Origin of the sequence: Acinetobacter sp. H1(2024) (assembly GCF_046557555.1) — a bacterium.
GTDB lineage: Bacteria > Pseudomonadota > Gammaproteobacteria > Pseudomonadales > Moraxellaceae > Acinetobacter > Acinetobacter seifertii.
Genome location: NZ_JBKGFO010000003.1, coordinates 425,962 through 445,463 on the forward strand (window position 1 = coordinate 425,962; position 19,502 = coordinate 445,463).

Consider the following 19,502-nt stretch of genomic DNA (forward strand, 5'->3'; position numbering starts at 1 on the left):
AATTGCAAAAAGCACCGCTTGTTCTTCCATGTATTTTTATTGCGTGATCATTGGCAAGTGTAAGCCTTGCTCTTTCGCACAGTTGATCGCAATTTCATAACCTGCATCGGCATGACGCATAACACCTGTTGCAGGGTCATTAGTCAATACGCGAGCAATACGTGCAGCAGCTTCATCTGTACCATCACACACAATCACAACGCCTGAGTGTTGAGAGAAGCCCATACCTACACCACCACCGTGATGTAAAGACACCCAAGTTGCGCCGCCTGCTGTATTGAGCAATGCATTTAATAAAGGCCAGTCTGATACTGCGTCTGAACCGTCTTGCATTGCTTCAGTTTCACGGTTTGGACTTGCAACCGAACCCGAGTCTAAATGGTCACGTCCAATCACAACTGGTGCAGACAATTCACCGCTACGAACCATTTCGTTAAATGCCAAACCAAGTTTTGCACGTAAGCCTAAACCAACCCAGCAAATACGCGCTGGTAAGCCTTGGAAGCTAATGCGCTCACGAGCCATGTCTAACCAGTGATGTAAATGCTCATCATCAGGAATTAATTCTTTAACTTTAGCATCTGTTTTATAAATATCTTCTGGGTCACCAGAAAGTGCTGCCCAACGGAATGGACCAATACCACGGCAGAACAATGGACGGATGTATGCAGGTACGAAGCCTGGGAAATCAAAAGCGTTTGCTACGCCTTCATCTTTCGCCATTTGACGGATGTTATTACCATAGTCAAATGTTGGAACACCCATTTTTTGGAAATCAAGCATCGCTTGTACGTGTTTTGCCATCGACTGTTTTGCAGCTTTTACCACAGCTTCCGGTTCAGTCTTCGCACGTTCACGGTATTCGTCCCAAGTCCAGCCTACTGGTAAGTAACCGTTAAGTGGATCGTGTGCACTTGTTTGGTCAGTCACCATGTCTGGACGTACACCACGGCGAACAAGCTCAGGTAAAATTTCAGCAGCGTTACCATGAAGCGCAATTGAAATTGCTTTACCTTCTTTTGTATAGCGATCAATACGCGCTAAAGCGTCGTCTAAATCAGTCGCTTGTTCGTCTACATAACGGGTACGTAAACGGAAATCGATACTTGCTTGTTGGCATTCAATGTTTAAAGAACACGCACCTGCAAGTGTTGCAGCTAAAGGCTGAGCACCACCCATACCACCTAAACCAGCAGTAAGCACCCAACGACCTTTTAAGTCACCGTTGTAGTGTTGACGGCCTGCCTCAACGAAAGTTTCGTAAGTACCTTGTACGATACCTTGGCTACCAATGTAGATCCATGAACCTGCTGTCATTTGACCGTACATCGCCAAAGCTTTTGCGTCTAACTCGTTGAAGTGTTCCCAGTTTGCCCAGTGTGGCACGAGGTTTGAGTTTGCAATTAAAACACGAGGTGCATCTTTATGAGTTTTAAATACACCTACTGGTTTACCTGATTGAACTAATAAAGTTTCGTCAGTTTCAAGATTTTTTAACGTATCTACAATTTTGTCGAAACATTCCCAGTTTCGTGCTGCACGACCAATACCGCCGTATACAACCAACTCTTTCGGGTTTTCTGCAACGTCCGGATCAAGGTTATTCATCAACATACGTAATGGGGCTTCAGTTAACCAACTCTTAGCCGTTAATTCAGTGCCGCGTGGTGCACGAATTTCTACATCACGAAATTTTGTTGTCGTTGTTGTCACAGTCGGACTCCTTCCTTTGAGCTTACATCAGCAGAACATCACTTGTTTCTGCATTTGTATAGTAATGTATTAACTTGTATATACATCCATATACTACACAAATATTTTTCGGCGTGAAGAGGGTGATTCATATTTTTTTGAAAAAAATGAATAAGCCTATGAATTAAATTAATTTATTTTTATATGAGGCATAAAAAAAGCACATATCTTTTCACTCGATATGTGCTTCTTAATATGCCAATTACTTCGCTTTAATGTTGAATTAACTCAATAACATAGCAACTTTGGCGTTGTTTTTTTGAAAAATTGATTGAGGTCACACTCGCATTTTTTTCAATTTTTAGCGTCTCGTAAGCAGCAAGTTGAAAGAGATCACCCTCAACGCTTACTTGTGTCTCACCACCCTGATTAAAAATAAAAATCAGGTCTGCCGAGCTGATAAATGCCTGCTCCGCTGCATCATTCAACCACTGAAAACGAGCATGAAACTTTGCAGGGTCATAAATTAAATTTAAATCTCGAATTGCCCCATTCACCAGTTCACTTTGAACCTGACTCTCACCATGAAAAGCAAAAATATCGCCTTGGTGTAGCGTCTTGGCAGGCAGATCATCGACATGCAATACCATGCCCTGTCCATCAAGTACGCTAATAATGCGCTGCTTATTGGGAAATAACGAAAATGGCCCAGAAGTGCTCACATCTGCCATCGAAATGCGCCACTCAAAGTCAGCCTCACCTTGGCTTCGCGCAATTTCTAAAGTGAAACCCGCACCGTTTTTCCAAAGCATTTTTGTATATTGATCGGCCCTGATCAATTCAATCATGGATTAAATTTTCCTTCGAGATAATAGCGGCTACCCGGATAAATCAAACGCGCACTTGAAATGAGTTGTTTGTTTGACCATGTACGGCGACGGATGAGTAAACAAGGCTCAGCTTTAGTAATTTTCAACCACTTACACTCTTGCGGAGATGCTAAAACTGCCTCGACAATATGCTCACCTTCTGAGACAGGAGCTTTTGCCATGAGGTAAGCATTTGGGGTAATGGTTTTAAAATCTTGTTGTAGATAATCTGGAATAAGTGCTGCATCGACTAAACGATCTTCGACCTGAACAGGTACATCATTTTCATAATGCACAATAATCGAGTGAAATAATCTTTGCCCTTCGCGAGTCTGCATTAAGACGCTTTGCTCTGCATTTGCATAAATTTGTTCTAAGACTAAAACTTCAGCGTGGTGCTTATGGTTTCGTGCAATAATCTCATCGGCAATATTATTAATCTGAAAAAGTGCAGTTCGGCCTTGCCCTTCCGCAACGAAAGAACCAACGCCCTGAATTCGAACGAGTAGGCCCTCAGTCGTTAACTCACGAAGCGCACGGTTTACCGTCATACGACTACAGCCGAGTTGATTAACGAGTTCACTTTCAGAAGGAATTTTTTTATTTACAGCCCAAGTACCTTCATAAATTTTTTGTGAAATCAGTTGTTTTACGCGTTGATATAAAGGAACTGGACTATCAGCTTCAATCGAAAGCTCAGTATGTTCTTGTTTTGATGTTCTGGGCATAACTAATTACTCAAAAAAGGCAGCAGGCAAAAATGTATTTTAGTTGACATGCTATGTATATACAACCACATACAACATGTTAATTTATGAATTAAATAGATTTTAAAAAGTTTAAAAAACAAACATATCTCAATAAGAGCTAATTTAAAGTTTTATGTAGAAAAATTCAAATATATAAATGCTTTATAAATATTTATTTAATAATTATTTCTGCTATGCCTCGGCTCAATTCAAAGAAGCAAAAATGTAGTCTTTTTTGGTTTACGAAATGCTGCTTAAAATTTTTATTTAAAATAACTGATCGATAGTATTCTTCTGCCACACAGTATATTAATAAAGCTGGAAGCACATCGAATGCGTAATTATAAAATAGATATTCTGCGTGGAATGTCTATCCTGTTGGTTCTTTTACACCATTTTAATATTCCTTATAAACTTAAAGATACATGGTTAGGTTTTGATTTTTTAGGTGAAGCATTTAGTACTGTCATCGCAAGAAATGGAAATTATGGTGTCACCATGTTTTTTGTGATTTCAGGTTTTTTAATTACCCATCATACGTTAAAACGAGACAAACAGTTTTCCGCAATTAACCTCAAGCATTTTTATATCCGACGGGCAGCCCGTATTTTACCGTGTCTGATATTACTCATTTTAGGGGTAAGCATACTTGGTTCATTTGACTTAAAAACCTTTATGAACCAAGCACCGAATGGCATTGAGGTTTCCTATCCCTTAACCATATTTGCAGCTCTAACCTTCTGGATGAATATCCTGATTATTAAATTCGGTTGGGTAAACTATGCTTTGGGCGTGTTGTGGTCACTCTCTGTAGAAGAATTTTTTTACTTTGTTTTTCCATTATTGTGCCTGTTCACACGTAGTAATAAGGTCTTTATTGCTGTACTTGTTGGAGTGATTTTATACGGGCCTTATTTTAGGTCCCTGCATTTTGGGGAAGAAAGCGGCGCCTATTTATATCACTATTTTTCGAGTTTTGATGGCATAGCGATTGGCTGTTTAACGGCGATTTTTTCTCATACATATCGACCAAACTGGACTTATAAAAAACCTTTTTCTTGGTTGCTTATTTTGAGCATGAGCGCGCTATATTTATATGCTCCAATTAAAGAAGTCAGCACATGGGGTATTAGCTTATTTGCTTTTGCCACAGGCTTACTGATTTTGTGTTTTCAGCATCCTTCCGAAACACAGACGCATAACCTATTGACTAAAGTGATGGTCTGGTTGGGGCAAAGAAGTTATGAGACTTATTTGTTTCATCTGGTTGTGCTGGGTCTTATGAAAGTTGCTTTTATTCCGGCGCAAACCGACGCTAGGATCAAAATTATGCTTTTAATTGGCTATTTGGCTCTGACTTTTGTTATTAGCGCAGCAATTGAAAAATATTATTCGACACCGCTCAACAACTACATTCGAAAGATTTTTATTAAAGACAAATCATAAAATAAGCCCCTTTTAAATAGGGGCTTATTTAATTAAGCAATCAACATGGTTTCATCATCTTGCTTAAAAGGGTTCGACCAGTTCTGCCAAGCTTGTGGCCCTAAAGCCATTTCTTCATCACTTAACAGGCAACGGTCTAAGCGTTGTATTAAGGCTTGCTCATCCATTTGCATACCAATTAAAACCAGTTCCTGACGTGCATCACCTGTACGAGCGTCCCAATTTTTCTTAATTTGCTCAATGCTGGCTAGGTCACTCGGCCAATCTTCTTCTGAAACAGCAGCCCACCAATAACCTGCTAGGCCGTGTCGAGCCATTGCACCAGCTTGCGACCATGAATAAGCCAAGGTAGGGTCAGCAGCCAACCAGAAAAAGCCTTTAGAACGCACGACTCCTGGCCATTCTGACTGAACCAAATCATAAAAACACTCTGGATGGAAAGGTCGACGCGCGCGGTAAACAAAGCTACTGATGCCATACTCTTCAGTCTCTGGCGTATGCTCGCCGCGTAGTTCTTTTAACCAGCCCGGCGCTTGTGCGGCTTCATCAAAGTCAAATAACTGTGTATTTAAGATTTTATCTAAAGCGATCTTTCCAAACTGAGCAATTTCAATTCGGGCACGCGGGTTTAACGTTTTTAAAATTGCGATGAGCTGGTCTTGCTGCGCCTGATCAATCAAATCAATTTTATTCAGCACGATTACATCACAAAACTCGATCTGATCGATAAGAAGGTCAACTACAGTTCGCTCATCTTGTTCACCCAATGATTCACCACGTTGTTGCAGTGAGTCGACTGAGCTGTAATCTTTAAGAAAGTTAAAAGCATCGACTACCGTGACCATGGTGTCGAGTCGAGCGAATTCATTGAGAGAATTTCCATTTTCATCTTCAAAGGTAAAGGTTTCTGCTACTGGTAATGGCTCTGAAATACCAGTCGACTCAATTACCAATTGATCAAAGCGCCCTTCATCGGCTAAGCGTCTCACCTCAACCAATAAATCTTCTCGTAATGTACAGCAAATACAGCCATTACTCATTTCAACCAGTTTTTCATCCGTTCTTGAAAGCTCTGCCCCACCTTCACGTACTAATGCCGCATCAATATTTACCTCAGACATATCATTAACAATCACGGCAATACGACGGCCTTCACGATTATTTAAAATATGATTAAGTAATGTGGTCTTTCCTGCACCCAAAAAGCCAGATAAAACGGTAACTGGAAGCTTGGCAAATGAGTTGGCGATTGCAGTGTGCATGGCTTGATCTCTTCGAATAATATTTAAACTGATCATGGCTGGCCATTGAAATATGGCCAGATCACAGGCGTAATCTATTTCTAAACCACAATAATGTTATGTTATAACATAACTATTGATCAAGTTTTTATTCTGCTTTTATTCAAACCAACTCATTTAGTCTTTGAAAGAATTGCTTTTATAGTCACTGACAAATCGAGGTTCTATAGTGATGGTCAGGTCCCCATGATCGGAAGCCTTGGCTATCAATATGAATTTGTCCCGAAGCATAAACACCCAGACCCATATTAAGAGCTTGCCCCTTGGTTTCCCAGAACTGACAAAGTTTAGTTTTGGTTTGCTGAATATTGAATTGGTCTAAGTCGCTAGGCTGTTCTGGTCCAATTCGAAAATCAAGCGCTGCATTAAAGACATGTCGAGAAGCATCTGCACCACCTGCACAGCGGTTTAAAGATAAAGCTCGATAGGCTGATGTCACTTCAAAATCGTTAATCACGCCCTCGTCAACCAATGCTTTTAAAATGCTAAGCGTAGGAACGATGTTGGACCAAATCTCTCTCGGTGGCACCGCATAAGGCTCGACTCCACATTTTTGCCAGTCACGAGCTGAACGTAATAACTCATAATCTGGCACTAAATTGGCAAGTCCTTTCTGCTTCAGAAATTGCTTATAAGCCTGCACAGACTGCGCGTGATCTGCGGTTGCGATCCAAACAATATAATCTTCAGGTTGTTGTTTTATTCTTACCACTGTTTTAGATGGCTGAGGCAAAGAGTGAGGATGCTTAGAAACCGTTGGCTTAGGTGTTTGAGTCGTACACGCGGTAAGAGAAAGTAAGATTAAACCTAAATAGGAATATTTCATAAATATGTTGTTCCTCCCTCAACATCGGGAAGCCTTAGTTATTCATTCAACAGATGTTATAATATAACAATTATAAAGTCCTTTAATTTCTGTTGTAAATTTTAAAAATAAAAAAGGACGTATTAATACGTCCTTTTTAGTTTCTAACTCAGACCTGATTACATATCTGCTTCTAAAGCATGTACAGGCTGCTCAGCTTTTAACTTACGGCGTTTAAATTGATAAGCCACCATTAAGCATAAAATCCATCCCGGAATCATCATCACAGCCACACGCATATCTGGCGTTAGCGACATGACAACTAAAATTCCAAGCATAAACACCATGCAGAGATAGTTGCTAAATGGGTACATGAAACTTGGGAATTTCGTAGTTTGACCTTGGCGCATCATAAACTTACGGAATTTTAAATGTGTCCATGAAATTACCACCCAGTTAATCACAATCGCTGCAACCACGAGCATCATGAGTAAGCCAAACGCTTTTTCAGGGAAAATGTAATTTAACAACACACATAAAATAGTGACTGCCGCAGAAAGGATCACTGCATTGGTTGGGATACCGCGTTTATTAATACGTGCAAATACTTTTGGTGCATTTCCTTGCTGAGCAAGGCCTAACAACATACGGCTACTGCAATAGCTTGTACCGTTATAAACTGAAACCGCAGCAGTCAAAATCACGAAGTTAAGTAAAGTCGCAACACCTTGGCTGTCTAAAGAAGCAAACACCATTACAAAAGGACTGCCACCTTGTGCCATTTGATTCCAAGGGAATAATGAGAATAAAACAAGAAGCGTTGCAATATAGAAAATCAAAATACGATAGATAATCTGATTTACCGCTTTAGGTAAGGTTTTGTCTGGGTCACGTGCTTCAGCCGCAGTAATACCGAAAAGCTCGATACCACCAAAAGCAAAAATAATGACTGCCATGGCCATCACCAAGCCTTCAACACCAAACGGGAAGAATCCGCCTAATGCCCAAAGGTTACTGATACTTGCTTGTGGCCCTGCTGTACCGGTTGCAAGTAAATACGAACCGAAAGCAATCATGGCTAAAATTGCTAAGATTTTAACAATGGAAAACCAAAATTCCATTTCGCCAAAAAACTTAACGTGCAATAAATTAATACCATTAATGAGAATAAAGAACGTTAGCGCGGATGCCCACGTTGGGATTTGCGGCCACCAATATTGAATATACAGACCAATTGCACTTAACTCTGCCATGCATACCAGTACGTTAAGTACCCAGTAGTTCCATCCTGACATGAAGCCTGCAAATGGTCCCCAATATTTGTAAGCAAAATGACTAAAAGAACCACTTACTGGCTCTTCGACCACCATTTCACCAAGCTGGCGCATCATTAAAAAAGCAATAAATCCTGCAATCGCATAACCCAAGATTACCGACGGACCTGCCAATTTAATCGATTGTGATATACCAAGAAACAGCCCTGTACCAATCGCTCCACCCAATGCAATCAGTTGGATGTGACGATTACTCAAACCGTGTTTCAGGTTTCCTTGCTCTTGTGTTGACATATGATTATTCTCATCCTTGTCACGTAATTTTTTTCCAATAAATTACGTATATCATAAATTGATCAGATTTTCATAGAGATTGATGAAAAAATAATTGCGTTACTTTTCTCATAACCGCGCATGAAAACAGAAAATGCAAGAAATAACAATTATTATGCAATGTGTAATCAAATTATGTATTGCGTAATTTTATGAATTCAGTATTATAAGAACCATGAAGCAATTGGTTGTGCTCGGTCTATATCAAACTCATAAGTAAAAAAATGATCTAACCAAGGTTAAAACTTATTGAGTAGCTCAGTCCCTAGGCCGAACTTTTATTTGTATAAGACACGAGATGAAGACAAGGAAGCGAAAATGGAACAAAAACTAAACTCTTTTATTGAAGTTTCACCTCAATCTGATTTCACTATTCATAATTTGCCTTATGGTATTTTTAGTAGAACAGCCGAAGGCGAGCGTCAGGTCGGTGTAGCTATCGGTGATTGGGTCATTGATCTCGCTGCTCTTGAAAAGCACGGTCTTTTAAAACTTTCAGATCAAGACACATACTTTAACCAGCCTACACTGAATAAATTTATTGAATCAGGCAAAGCCAATTGGTCTAAAGTTCGTAAAACATTACAGTCTCTTCTTTCAGTTGAAAATTTAACACTTCAAGAAAACCAAGCATTGCGTCAGAAAGTTCTAGTTAAGCAAGACAGCGTGACTTTACATTTACCTGTTCGCGTACCAGGCTATACCGATTTTTATTCTTCTAAAGAACACGCGACCAATGTCGGCTGTATGTTCCGCGACCCTAAAAATGCATTGCTGCCAAACTGGACCGAATTACCTGTAGGTTATAACGGTCGTGCTAGCTCTGTTGTCGTGAGCGGAACTCAAGTGGTACGCCCATCAGGTCAGATCAAACTTCCAAATGAAGAGCGCCCAGTTTTCTCAGCAACGCGTAAACTCGATTTCGAACTTGAAACAGCATTTATTGTGGGTAAACCAACTCAATTGGGACAGCCTATCTCGATTGAAAATGCTTGGGACCATATTTTTGGAATGGTTCTGCTAAACGACTGGTCAGCACGCGATATCCAGCAATGGGAATATGTTCCTCTTGGCCCATTCAATGCAAAAACATTTGCAAGTTCGATTTCACCTTGGGTGGTAACGCTTGAAGCACTTGAACCATTTAAGGTTGAAGGCCCGAAACAAGAACCGAAACCACTGACTTATTTACAAGAAAATATCGCCAACAGTTACGACATTAATTTGAGTGTTGAGATTCAAACACCAAAATCAGCACAAGCTGATGTGATCTGTAAAACCAACTTCAAATATATGTATTGGTCTATGGCTCAGCAGCTGACTCACCACACCATTGGAGGCTGTAACGTTCAGGTCGGTGACTTAATGGGCTCAGGTACCATTTCAGGTTCTACACCGGACTCGTATGGCAGCTTGCTTGAGCTGACTTGGAATACCACTAAACCTCTGACACTTGCGAATGGTGAAACTCGTGGTTTCTTACAAGACGGCGATACGCTCATTATGAAAGGTCACTGTGAGAAAAATGGTATCCGTATTGGCTTTGGTGAAGTTCGAAACACTGTACTTCCTGCATTAGATTTTGATTTTGCAGAAACTTCGGAGCCTGACTATGAAGCTGTATAGTTACTTTCGTAGCTCTGCAGCTTACAGAGTACGGATTGGACTCAACCTTAAAAGTCTCGCTTATGAAACTCTACCCGTTCATTTAGTTAAAAATGAGCAGCAAAGTGAAGACTATTTAAAGTTAAATCGCAGTGCCTTAGTGCCAACTTTAGTGGACGGCGATTTAACCTTGTCACAGTCATTAAGTATTTTGGAATATCTAGATGAACAATATCCAGAAACCAAACTACTTCCAAATGATGTGAAAGAGAGAGCCAAAATCCGTGCTTTTGCACAAGCAATCGCTTGTGATATTCACCCCTTAAACAACTTACGCGTTCTGAAATATTTAAAAAATGACTTAAATGTCTCGGACGAACAAAAAAATTATTGGTATCAGCACTGGATTATCGAAGGCTTTCAAAGTCTCGAACAGCAACTTCAAGATTCAAATGGACAATTTTGCTTTGGACAACAAGCAACGATTGCCGATTGCTGCCTGATTCCACAGGTCTACAACGCGAAACGCTTCAAGATAGATTTATCTGCGTTTCCAAAAATTGAATCAATTTATCAACATTGTTTGTCTATCCCAGCCTTCTATAACGCGGCACCAGAACAACAACCAGATTGGGAATAGTAAAAGGAGTTTCAACATGACATTTGCCATTAAAAAAATACATCACGTTGCATATCGTTGTAAGGATGCGAAAGAGACTGTTGAGTGGTATAAAAAAATGCTCAACATGGACTTTATCTTAGCCTTTGCTGAAGACCATGTTCCTTCAACAAAAGCCTTTGACCCTTATATGCATTTATTCCTAGATGCTGGTCAAGGCAACGTTTTAGCATTTTTTGAGTTACCAACTCAACCAGAAATGGGTCGAGACGAAAATACGCCTCAATGGGTTCAACATATTGCTTTTGAAGTTGAAGATTTAAATGCCCTAATGGCTGCGAAACAACATTTAGAAGAAAATGGCGTTAAAGTGTTGGGCGTGACGAACCATGGAATTTTCCACTCAATTTATTTCTTCGACCCAAATGGCCATCGTTTAGAACTGACTTATAACGATGTTCATGCTGAAGAAAAAATTGCAAAAATTACTGAAGAAATGAAAGCTGAAATGTTAGATGAATGGAGCAAAACCAAACGCGCTCCACACCACACTCACTTCTTACATGAAGAAGAGTTAGGAACCTAATTTTAAAACAGCAAACTAAAAAATCGGCATTGATTAGAATTGTTTGAATAAACGTTTCTATATCAATGCCGATTTATATTATTTAAAAACGCTAAATTTCTAGAAAATTGCGCTATAAATGAGAGCATAGTGATTTTAGAAAATTGTTGATTATTAAACATGCCAATTTCGCTAATAGAAAAAGGTGATTTCTATTTCTCGCGAGGCTCAGGCATGATGTAAATCGCAGCAATTTCAATTTATGTTTTGATCGTCACTGTTTAACAGCTGAAGTAAATTTATTAAGGGTATTTAAATGATTGAAGAAAAAGTATCTGGGGGGGTTCAATCACTTGAAGTCGGTTTATCTGTACTAAACGCCCTCTTGGAACACAATCAACCTATTATTCTCAAAGATCTATCTAGCAAGCTAGAAATGCATCCGGCTAAAGTACACCGCTATCTGGTTAGCCTTATTCGTATGGAATATGCAAAACAGCTTGATGATGGTCAATACGCCCTAGGCGATCAGGCATGGCGCTTAGGTCTAAACTGTGTTCAACATAGCGACACACTACAGCTCGTACAGCATTTAATTTACGACCTACAAAACAAAATTGGTTGCGGCATACAAATTAGTAAATGGTCCCCGAAAGGGCCTGTCGTGGTTCAATCAATTGAGTCTAACCACCCTATTTCGATTGTCACTAAAGTCGGCTCGATTATGCCTTTAGTCAATTCTGCTGCGGGACGTTTATTTGCTTCTTATCTTCCAGAGCATTTTGTTCGTCCCTTAATGGAAGCCGAATGGCAAAAGCATCAGGAACTTGGACTAAATATTGCACCACACAACTGGCAAGAGTTTTTAGAACTTAAAGATACGATCCGCCAGCAACAAATGTCGGCAGCTAAAGGTGATTTACTCACAGGTATTAACGCAGTCGGTCTACCAGTATTTAACTCAAATCAAGGAATTGAGTTTTGTATTGTGGCACTTGATAGCGAAATGTTTTTACCCGTCGACCCACAAAGTAAAATTATCGAAACGCTTAAAAATGAGATTAATTTAATTAATCAATATATTAAAAGCCGCTAGACATTAGCCATAAAAAAACCAAGAGCACTGCTCTTGGTTTTTTTAGATTAGAGACAAAGCAAAACTTATTTTGCTTCTAGAACGCCACGGCGAATTTGGTCACGTTCAATCGATTCAAACAGTGCCTTGAAGTTACCTTCACCAAAACCGTCGTCATCTTTACGTTGAATGAATTCGAAGAAAACTGGCCCAATCATGTTTTGAGAGAAGATTTGTAATAAAAGCTTCTTCTGACCATCTTTAGTATTACCGTCAAGCAAAATACCGCGCTGCTGTAATTCATCAGTCGGTTCACCATGCTCAGGTAAACGGTCTTCCAACATTTCATAATACGTGTTTGGCGGTGGAGTCATAAATTGCAGACCCAAGCCCTTTAACTTATCCCAAGTCGAAATTAAGTCATCACAAATAAACGCGATATGCTGAATACCTTCGCCATTAAAATCAGCTAAGAATTCTGCAATCTGACCGTTACCCTTGTCTGAGTCTTCATTTAAAGGAATACGGATCATGCCATCTGGAGCAGTTAACGCTTTAGATGTTAAACCTGTATATTCACCTTTAATGTCGAAGTAACGAATTTCTTGGAAGTTAAAAATCTTCTCGTAGAAATTTGCCCAGTACTCCATACGGCCTTTGTAGACGTTATGAGTTAAGTGGTCAATTTCATTTAAACCCGCACCTTCTGGGTGACGCTGCGCATCATCAAAGAAAACAAAGTCATTTTCATAAATGTCACGGTCAACCAAGAAGATTGGCATGCCACCAATACCTTTAATTGCCGGAATGTTAAGCTCCATTGGCCCAATATTAGATTGCATTGGTTCTGCACCAAGCTCAACAGCCTTTTTAAAAGCTTTTGCCGCATCACGTGTTTTGAATCCCATTGCGCAAGCAGATGGGCCATGCTCATTGAAAAAGAATGAAGCATAAGATTCTGGCTGATAATTCAGGATAATATTGATATTTCCTTGACGCCATAAGTACACTTTTTTCGATTTATGCTTGGCTACTTTTGAAAAGCCGATGGTTTCAAAAATTGTATCTAATTCATTTTCTTTTGAAACAAACTCAATAAATGCAAAACCGCATAGTTCTAATGGGTTCTCTAAAATATCCATCTAGTTTCCCTCTGGTGATTACCTGATCCGTTTATTTCTGCTGATCTGGTCAGCTCCTTTCTCTATAGAATACGCATTTGCTGGGAGAGTGTTTGAACCGTCAAAATGCCTTAGCCCAACGCATCCTATGAGAAAAAAACCAATAATTAAAACGATGATTGAGTGAGCACGAAGCCGATGATTAATTTCCCTTCTATATGGTGTTTATTTTCCATACACACAGTCCTTTCTTATCTAAAAGTACGATTGAGATTTTTCAATAAACCTTTAAAAATCGCCTTTTCCTAAAGTCATTCCTAGATTTATGGAGGCCAACATCCTTGTTGGACCTCCAATGGCCATTTACCTTAAAACAGATGCTACTAAAAACAATTAAATTATGCAATACATAATTTAATTATGAATTGTGTAATTTATTAATCAAATTACGCCGTTTGTTTACGCCCGTTTTTGATTTCATATTTTATAAATCATTGGGTACACTCACATGGCTTTTAAAGTTCTAAGGGCGGGAAACTCATGCTTTTAATCAGTGCTTGTTTAATTGGTGAACCTGTACGTTATGACGGCCGTTCATGCTTGAACAGTAAGCTTCAGCAGTTATTTTTAAATAAAAAAGCCCACGCACTTTGCCCAGAGTTATTAGGCGGTTTTAGCACGCCTCGTTTACCTGCAGAAATTGTGGGGGGAACAGGTCAAGATGTGCTTGATGGGAAGGCAAAAATTACTGACTCATCTGGTTTAGATGTGACAGCGCTCTATTTAAAAGGTGCTCACCGCACTTTGGAAATTGCACAGCAAATAAAAGCAAGTTGTGTGGTTTTAAAAGAAAATAGCCCATCTTGTGGCAGTCAAAAAATTTATAACGGTACTTTTCAAGGCGAGAAGATTACGGGTGTTGGGATTACCACAGCACTGTTACAGCGCCATGGTTTTAAAGTGATTTCTGAAAACGAAATTGAAGAATGGTTAGCAGCACATCCCCTTTAACCATTGCCTGCTCAATCAAAACCCTTTTAATTGCTTTCTAAAACGGAAACACAAAGCACTCAATATACAAGCTACTAAATAGCTTATGACTGCCATACTCCAAAAACCATAAATTCCCATTGCAGAAATCGAATGACTCCCCCAATACAGCCCTTTATAGGCCATCCACCAACCACCACCCAATCCGAAACATAACACCACGACTAAAAAAATCAGCATGGGTAAAATTGAGACATCCCAACAGCGCAGCAAAGAGGTGAGTAAGGTCATGAAGCCATCTAGAAAATGAGATATACAGACAATTAACAGCAGTGATGCAGCCAAAACTTGCACAGCCCAATCATCTGAATAGAAGGTAACAATTAAGTCCCGCTCCAACCATAAACCTAAGGACAGACTGCCACTCACTGCCATAATTACCCATATACTTTGTCTGGCAATTTTGTTTGCTTCTTCCATGTTGCCACTGCCCATAGATCGCGACACCAAAATGCTATAAGCCGAGGCAATTGAGGAGGGAAAAATAAACATAAAACCACCCGTGCTCGCGACAATTTGATGGGCTGCCGACACTACACTCCCAAAAGGCAAAATCAGAATAGCAACCGAACAAAATGCAACGACGTCCATCAACGCCATGATCGCCGTGGGTATGCCTATTTTTAAAATCATACGCAGACTTTGTCGGCTATCTTCAACCGAACGTTCTGGATGTTCAATAAAGATGTAGCTTTTCTCTAAGAAAAACAGGTAATAAACAGCCAACATAAACCACCGTACAATGAGAGTGGCTAACAAAGCCCCTATCGCACCGAGTGGTGGAATTGAAAATAAAGCGACACCATAAATTAAAAGATAGGACAAAATAATTTTAAGAATGAAGAAAATGCTATCTGATAGTAAAACCTTATGCGCATTTTCAGTGACCTGAGACAAAGCTGTAAATAAACGCATTAGTAAATGCGCAGGTAAAATAAATACCAAAGCCCAAATACAGTTTTTGGTAATTGAAACGACATGTTCAGATGCACCAAATAATTTTGGTAAATCACGGAACAAGTAAAGCAAGCCAATACTCACCAATGCCGAACATAACATCAGCCAAATGCCTTGAATAAAAATTTGACGAATACGTGGTATGTCATGGCAACCATAAGCTTCCGAGAGCTTGAGGATCACACCTTGCAGAATACCCATCCCAATGACATAAATCACTGTATATAAAGATAAGGTCACCGATAATGCGGCGACATGGTCATTGCTAAAATGCCCTACATAAGCAAGATCAATCAATCCACTTAAAACTAGAATTAAATTGCTTGAGAGCATGGGAATAAATAATTTAAAAATCTGGTTCATCTAGGAAATACCTTATTTTTCTTTGCGATTTATACTCATATTCACGTTATTTTTAGTGCATCAATCCAAAGCAAAAGACATACCAGTTCTAAATTCAGCTCCCGCAAAATATGCTCTAAATAAAAAGGCCAAACTATTCGTTTGGCCTTCTTTTATATTATATGTTGTTCATGCAGTTATTCTTGTTTGTGTTTACTTGCCCAATAAGTCGCAAGTGCGGGACCAGAAATATTGTGCCAAAGGCTGAAAATCGCGCTTGGTACGGCTGTAATTGGAGAAGCAGCAAAATGTACTGCTGCAAGCGCTACACCCAAACCTGAGTTTTGCATCCCTACCTCAATAGCAATTGCCTTACTGTCTGCATAAGGCAATTTAAAGAATCGCGCTGCTGCAAAGCCCAATAAATACCCAAATCCATTATGTAAGATCACCACAGCTAAAATGAGCAAACCAGACTGTAAAATTGCTGCTTTGCTCCCACCAATAATGGCTGCCACGATCGCAACAATTGCAATCACTGAAACTAACGGCATAACTTGAATATACGATTCGACTTGACGTTTAAGCCATGTTCTTAAAATCAGACCAACCACAATAGGAAGCAATACCACCTGCAAAATCGAAATAAACATCGAAGCTGCATCTATCTTTAACCATTGGCTAGCAAGTAAATAAAAAATCGCTGGTGTTAATACTGGTGCTAAAAGCGTTGATACTGATGTACAAGCCACCGATAAAGCCACATTGCCTTTGGCCATGTAGGTAATCACGTTTGAAGCAGTTCCACCGGGACAGCACCCCACTAAAATCACACCTACAGCGATTTCAGGCGGTAAGTTAAATAATTTACATAGAACATATGCTAAACCGGGCATCACCACAAACTGGGCAACTACCCCAATCAACACAGCTTTAGGGCTTTGCAATACCCCTTTAAAGTCATCAACGGTCATGGTCATTCCCATACCGAGCATAATAATCCCTAAGATCCATGGGATGTACGCTTTAAGCCAGACAAAAAACTCAGGTTGCCATAGCGCTAGAGCCGCAAAAACGATGACCCATAAAGCAAACGTTTTCTGAACAAATTGAGTAAAACGTAATAATGCAGACATGCTGTTCATCCATATCAAATCGCAATTAAAGCCCAAACAACATGAGCACTCTCTCTAACATTCACTCAACAAGTCAGTCGATTGAATACGGACAACACCCTGTTGCTGCATCGCTTGCCATGCCTGTTCTAAAGAGCCGTTCAGATTAATACCCTTACAGGCATCTTCAATCACTAAAGTTTTAAAGCCGAGTTGAACTGCATCTAAAGCAGTCCATGCAACACAAAAGTCCGTAGCAATTCCGACCACATAAACCGTATCAATGCCGCGCTCTTTTAAGTAACCCGTTAAACCCGTCATTGTGCTGTGGTCTGCTTCCATAAAAGCCGAGTAGCTATCAATATGAGCATGAAAACCTTTTCGGATAATCAGCTGGGCCGTTGGGATATTCAAATCTGGATGAAATTCGGCATCATGGCTACCTTGTACACAATGTTTAGGCCAAAGCACTTGCGGTCCATAATCGAGCTCAATGGTTTCAAATGGCTGTTTACCCAAATGGTTGGTGGCAAAAGAAATATGATTATCTGGATGCCAATCTTGTGTCAGAACGACATTTTCAAAACAACGCGCCAATTGGTTAATGGTTGGAATAATTGTATCGGCATCGGCAACTGCTAAATTTCCACCCGGTGTAAAACCATTTTGTACATCAACTACGACTAAAGCCGAATTTTGTGGTTGCTTCTTCATTTTCATGCCATCTTAAGTCCCATTCGGGAAAAATATGCATTTTATCTTGCCATAAAAAGACCGTAGCAAGTAAGGATTCGCAGAATTGAACCATATTGTCATATTTACTGTCTTTTACTTGAAATGATCAAATTGGCATTCTATGTTTTGCTCAAGTTTACATAGGGTTTATCAGTTAAGCATATTGTTCTTATGCGTCTGATCAGTCATAATTTGCATAATTGTCATTCAACAATCTGTTATTGTTAGAACTGGACAATCAAAATACTGCAACCATCCCACATTTTGTTTTTCTTACCTCAGATTCGGATGGATAAATAGGATATTTTTTAAAATGACTCAGCAAGCACAGACCATTCAAGGCTCAATCGTCGCAATTGTCACTCCCATGTTGAAAGATGGCGGTGTAGATTGGAAGGGTCTTGAGAAGCTGGTTGAGTGGCACATAGAACAAGGTACAAACAGTATTGTAGCCGTCGGTACAACCGGCGAAGCCTCAACATTGAGCATGGAAGAGCACACACAGGTTATTAAAGAAATTATTCGTGTAGCCAATAAACGTATTCCAATTATTGCCGGTACTGGTGCAAACTCAACCCGCGAAGCAATCGAATTAACTAAAGCAGCTAAAGACCTCGGTGCTGATGCCGCTTTACTTGTAACACCATACTATAACAAACCAACCCAAGAAGGCCTTTTCCAACACTATAAAGCGGTTGCCGAAGCTGTTGAATTACCTCTTATTCTTTATAACGTACCGGGTCGTACAGGCGTAGACTTGTCAAACGATACAGCGGTACGTTTAGCAGAAATTCCTAACATTGTAGGTATTAAAGACGCAACAGGTGATGTGCCTCGTGGTAAAGCTTTAATCGATGCTTTAAACGGCAAAATGGCTGTTTACTCAGGTGACGATGAAACTGCATGGGAACTTATGCTTCTTGGCGCAGATGGTAATATCTCGGTTACTGCAAACATTGCACCTAAGGCAATGAGCGAAGTATGTGCGGTTGCAATTGCTAAAGATGAGCCACAAGCGAAGACGCTTAACAATAAGATTGCAAATTTACACAATATTCTATTTTGCGAATCAAACCCAATTCCTGTGAAATGGGCACTACATGAGATGGGACTGATTGATACTGGTATTCGTTTACCACTCACTCCTCTCGCTGAGCAATATCGCGAACCTCTCCGCAATGCCCTAAAAGATGCGGGAATTATTTAATAAGAGCAATTTATGATGCAATTACGTCTTGGTTTAGTCCTTGCAGTTTCAGCCTTAAGTTTAGCTGGCTGTGGTCGCTTCGCACTCAATAATCACTCTTTAGATTATAAAAAAGCAAAGCAACTCGCCCCGCTTGAGTATCCTGCCGATGCAACTGTACGACCAGCGACGCCTTTGTATCCTGCACCAACAGTAGACCAGCTCGCTATCGATCACGCACCGAAGTTTGAAAACAAGCGTGGCAATCGTTTTGCATTGCCTCGCCCTGAACAAACTCAAGGTGATACAGCAGATACATCTGCTCAATCAGGTAGCGCGCTTAGTCGCCCTCAACTTGTAACAGATGGTAATAAAAACCCACTGTTAAAAATTGATGGAAGTACCGCTGAAATTTGGCAATACACCAAAGCAACCCTAAGCACGTTAAATTACAACATCATCGCTCAAGGCAGTAATCAAGCGACGATTAAAGTAAATGACAAAACTTATGTGCTTAAACTGACTGGTGTTGGCTCTAGTCATAGCCTTGCTCTCTTTAATCCAGACAACACTTTTGCAAGCCCTGAAGTTGCGGCAGAAGTGTTAAACCAGATTTACCAAAATTGGCCAGCCTAGTCGTTTACTAGGCATTTTTTTTTAAAA

Annotated in this window: 18 protein-coding genes; 8 read left to right on the forward strand and 10 right to left on the reverse strand. The window is 40.0% G+C overall.

Features of this window, described 5'->3' with window-relative positions:
- Positions 1 to 36 precede the first annotated feature (36 nt).
- The 3 genes from hutU to hutC form a co-directional block, all read right to left on the reverse strand.
- Positions 37 to 1,713 carry a urocanate hydratase gene (gene hutU / locus ACLCEG_RS11600; RefSeq protein WP_002054061.1) on the reverse strand — a complete coding sequence of 559 codons (1,677 nt, stop codon included), beginning with the start codon at positions 1,711 to 1,713 and terminating at the stop codon, positions 37 to 39.
- A gap of 251 nt (positions 1,714 to 1,964) precedes the next feature.
- Positions 1,965 to 2,540: a HutD family protein gene (locus tag ACLCEG_RS11605; RefSeq protein ID WP_410567608.1), complete on the reverse strand. Its 576-nt coding sequence runs from the start codon at positions 2,538 to 2,540 to the stop codon at positions 1,965 to 1,967.
- Positions 2,537 to 3,289: a histidine utilization repressor gene (gene hutC / locus ACLCEG_RS11610; protein ID WP_005300446.1), complete on the reverse strand. Its 753-nt coding sequence runs from the start codon at positions 3,287 to 3,289 to the stop codon at positions 2,537 to 2,539. Before hutC ends, ACLCEG_RS11605 begins: the two co-directional genes overlap by 4 nt.
- A gap of 354 nt (positions 3,290 to 3,643) precedes the next feature.
- Between hutC and ACLCEG_RS11615 the strand changes: the two genes are divergently transcribed.
- Positions 3,644 to 4,756: an acyltransferase family protein gene (locus tag ACLCEG_RS11615; protein ID WP_410567610.1), complete on the forward strand. Its 1,113-nt coding sequence runs from the start codon at positions 3,644 to 3,646 to the stop codon at positions 4,754 to 4,756.
- A 32-nt stretch (positions 4,757 to 4,788) separates the two neighbouring features.
- Here ACLCEG_RS11615 and zigA read toward each other — a convergent pair whose 3' ends face one another.
- From zigA to ACLCEG_RS11630, 3 genes are all read right to left on the reverse strand, one after another.
- Positions 4,789 to 6,054, reverse strand: coding sequence for a zinc metallochaperone GTPase ZigA (gene zigA / locus ACLCEG_RS11620; protein ID WP_410567612.1), 1,266 nt, complete (start codon positions 6,052 to 6,054; stop codon positions 4,789 to 4,791).
- Between the two features lie 148 nt (positions 6,055 to 6,202).
- Positions 6,203 to 6,883: a YcbK family protein gene (locus tag ACLCEG_RS11625; RefSeq protein ID WP_100191943.1), complete on the reverse strand. Its 681-nt coding sequence runs from the start codon at positions 6,881 to 6,883 to the stop codon at positions 6,203 to 6,205.
- 158 nt (positions 6,884 to 7,041) lie between these two features.
- Positions 7,042 to 8,430: an amino acid permease gene (locus ACLCEG_RS11630; RefSeq protein WP_019458593.1), complete on the reverse strand. Its 1,389-nt coding sequence runs from the start codon at positions 8,428 to 8,430 to the stop codon at positions 7,042 to 7,044.
- Between the two features lie 357 nt (positions 8,431 to 8,787).
- Here ACLCEG_RS11630 and fahA point away from each other — a divergent pair, with 357 nt between their 5' ends.
- The 4 genes from fahA (at position 8,788) to ACLCEG_RS11650 (ending at position 12,354) form a co-directional block, all read left to right on the forward strand.
- A complete protein-coding gene (gene fahA / locus ACLCEG_RS11635) occupies positions 8,788 to 10,095 on the forward strand; it encodes a fumarylacetoacetase (protein WP_410567614.1) in 1,308 nt (435 codons plus the stop codon).
- Positions 10,082 to 10,714: a maleylacetoacetate isomerase gene (gene maiA / locus ACLCEG_RS11640; protein ID WP_077163762.1), complete on the forward strand. Its 633-nt coding sequence runs from the start codon at positions 10,082 to 10,084 to the stop codon at positions 10,712 to 10,714. The genes fahA and maiA overlap by 14 nt, the downstream gene beginning before the upstream one ends.
- A gap of 16 nt (positions 10,715 to 10,730) precedes the next feature.
- Complete coding sequence (locus ACLCEG_RS11645; protein WP_004704758.1) at positions 10,731 to 11,279, forward strand: VOC family protein; 549 nt, start codon at positions 10,731 to 10,733, stop codon at positions 11,277 to 11,279.
- A gap of 295 nt (positions 11,280 to 11,574) precedes the next feature.
- Positions 11,575 to 12,354, forward strand: coding sequence for an IclR family transcriptional regulator (locus tag ACLCEG_RS11650; protein WP_410567617.1), 780 nt, complete (start codon positions 11,575 to 11,577; stop codon positions 12,352 to 12,354).
- A gap of 65 nt (positions 12,355 to 12,419) precedes the next feature.
- Here the strand turns inward: ACLCEG_RS11650 and hppD are convergent, their stop codons facing one another.
- A complete protein-coding gene (gene hppD, locus ACLCEG_RS11655; protein WP_039254007.1) occupies positions 12,420 to 13,475 on the reverse strand; it encodes a 4-hydroxyphenylpyruvate dioxygenase in 1,056 nt (351 codons plus the stop codon).
- A 519-nt stretch (positions 13,476 to 13,994) separates the two neighbouring features.
- Between hppD and ACLCEG_RS11660 the strand changes: the two genes are divergently transcribed.
- A complete protein-coding gene (locus ACLCEG_RS11660; protein WP_410567619.1) occupies positions 13,995 to 14,465 on the forward strand; it encodes a DUF523 domain-containing protein in 471 nt (156 codons plus the stop codon).
- Between the two features lie 15 nt (positions 14,466 to 14,480).
- Here ACLCEG_RS11660 and ACLCEG_RS11665 read toward each other — a convergent pair whose 3' ends face one another.
- From ACLCEG_RS11665 to pncA, 3 genes are all read right to left on the reverse strand, one after another.
- The gene (locus tag ACLCEG_RS11665) at positions 14,481 to 15,824 is read right to left on the reverse strand and encodes an MATE family efflux transporter (protein WP_410567621.1); all 1,344 of its coding nucleotides are present in this window, start codon (positions 15,822 to 15,824) and stop codon (positions 14,481 to 14,483) included.
- Between the two features lie 176 nt (positions 15,825 to 16,000).
- Positions 16,001 to 16,939: a bile acid:sodium symporter family protein gene (locus ACLCEG_RS11670; RefSeq protein ID WP_410567623.1), complete on the reverse strand. Its 939-nt coding sequence runs from the start codon at positions 16,937 to 16,939 to the stop codon at positions 16,001 to 16,003.
- 54 nt (positions 16,940 to 16,993) lie between these two features.
- Positions 16,994 to 17,638, reverse strand: coding sequence for a bifunctional nicotinamidase/pyrazinamidase (pncA, locus tag ACLCEG_RS11675; RefSeq protein WP_191000939.1), 645 nt, complete (start codon positions 17,636 to 17,638; stop codon positions 16,994 to 16,996).
- Positions 17,639 to 17,966: 328 nt separating this feature from the next.
- Between pncA and dapA the strand changes: the two genes are divergently transcribed.
- Together dapA and ACLCEG_RS11685 are read left to right on the forward strand one after the other, a co-directional pair.
- A complete protein-coding gene (gene dapA, locus ACLCEG_RS11680) occupies positions 17,967 to 18,860 on the forward strand; it encodes a 4-hydroxy-tetrahydrodipicolinate synthase (protein WP_004704743.1) in 894 nt (297 codons plus the stop codon).
- A gap of 15 nt (positions 18,861 to 18,875) precedes the next feature.
- A complete protein-coding gene (locus ACLCEG_RS11685; protein WP_077165362.1) occupies positions 18,876 to 19,475 on the forward strand; it encodes a lipoprotein-34 precursor (NlpB) in 600 nt (199 codons plus the stop codon).
- The last annotated feature ends 27 nt before the right edge of the window (positions 19,476 to 19,502 follow it).

Excerpts from the sequence above, each read along its gene's own strand:
- ACLCEG_RS11605 (WP_410567608.1), bottom strand. The coding sequence starts at position 2,540 with ATGATTGAATTGATCAGGGCCGATCAATATACAAAAATGCTTTGGAAA.
- hutC (WP_005300446.1), bottom strand. The coding sequence starts at position 3,289 with ATGCCCAGAACATCAAAACAAGAACATACTGAGCTTTCGATTGAAGCT.
- ACLCEG_RS11615 (WP_410567610.1), top strand. The coding sequence starts at position 3,644 with ATGCGTAATTATAAAATAGATATTCTGCGTGGAATGTCTATCCTGTTG.
- zigA (WP_410567612.1), bottom strand. The coding sequence starts at position 6,054 with ATGATCAGTTTAAATATTATTCGAAGAGATCAAGCCATGCACACTGCA.
- ACLCEG_RS11625 (WP_100191943.1), bottom strand. The coding sequence starts at position 6,883 with ATGAAATATTCCTATTTAGGTTTAATCTTACTTTCTCTTACCGCGTGT.
- ACLCEG_RS11630 (WP_019458593.1), bottom strand. The coding sequence starts at position 8,430 with ATGTCAACACAAGAGCAAGGAAACCTGAAACACGGTTTGAGTAATCGT.
- fahA (WP_410567614.1), top strand. The coding sequence starts at position 8,788 with ATGGAACAAAAACTAAACTCTTTTATTGAAGTTTCACCTCAATCTGAT.
- maiA (WP_077163762.1), top strand. The coding sequence starts at position 10,082 with ATGAAGCTGTATAGTTACTTTCGTAGCTCTGCAGCTTACAGAGTACGG.
- ACLCEG_RS11645 (WP_004704758.1), top strand. The coding sequence starts at position 10,731 with ATGACATTTGCCATTAAAAAAATACATCACGTTGCATATCGTTGTAAG.
- ACLCEG_RS11650 (WP_410567617.1), top strand. The coding sequence starts at position 11,575 with ATGATTGAAGAAAAAGTATCTGGGGGGGTTCAATCACTTGAAGTCGGT.
- hppD (WP_039254007.1), bottom strand. The coding sequence starts at position 13,475 with ATGGATATTTTAGAGAACCCATTAGAACTATGCGGTTTTGCATTTATT.
- ACLCEG_RS11660 (WP_410567619.1), top strand. The coding sequence starts at position 13,995 with ATGCTTTTAATCAGTGCTTGTTTAATTGGTGAACCTGTACGTTATGAC.
- ACLCEG_RS11665 (WP_410567621.1), bottom strand. The coding sequence starts at position 15,824 with ATGAACCAGATTTTTAAATTATTTATTCCCATGCTCTCAAGCAATTTA.
- ACLCEG_RS11670 (WP_410567623.1), bottom strand. The coding sequence starts at position 16,939 with ATGTCTGCATTATTACGTTTTACTCAATTTGTTCAGAAAACGTTTGCT.
- pncA (WP_191000939.1), bottom strand. The coding sequence starts at position 17,638 with ATGAAAATGAAGAAGCAACCACAAAATTCGGCTTTAGTCGTAGTTGAT.
- dapA (WP_004704743.1), top strand. The coding sequence starts at position 17,967 with ATGACTCAGCAAGCACAGACCATTCAAGGCTCAATCGTCGCAATTGTC.
- ACLCEG_RS11685 (WP_077165362.1), top strand. The coding sequence starts at position 18,876 with ATGCAATTACGTCTTGGTTTAGTCCTTGCAGTTTCAGCCTTAAGTTTA.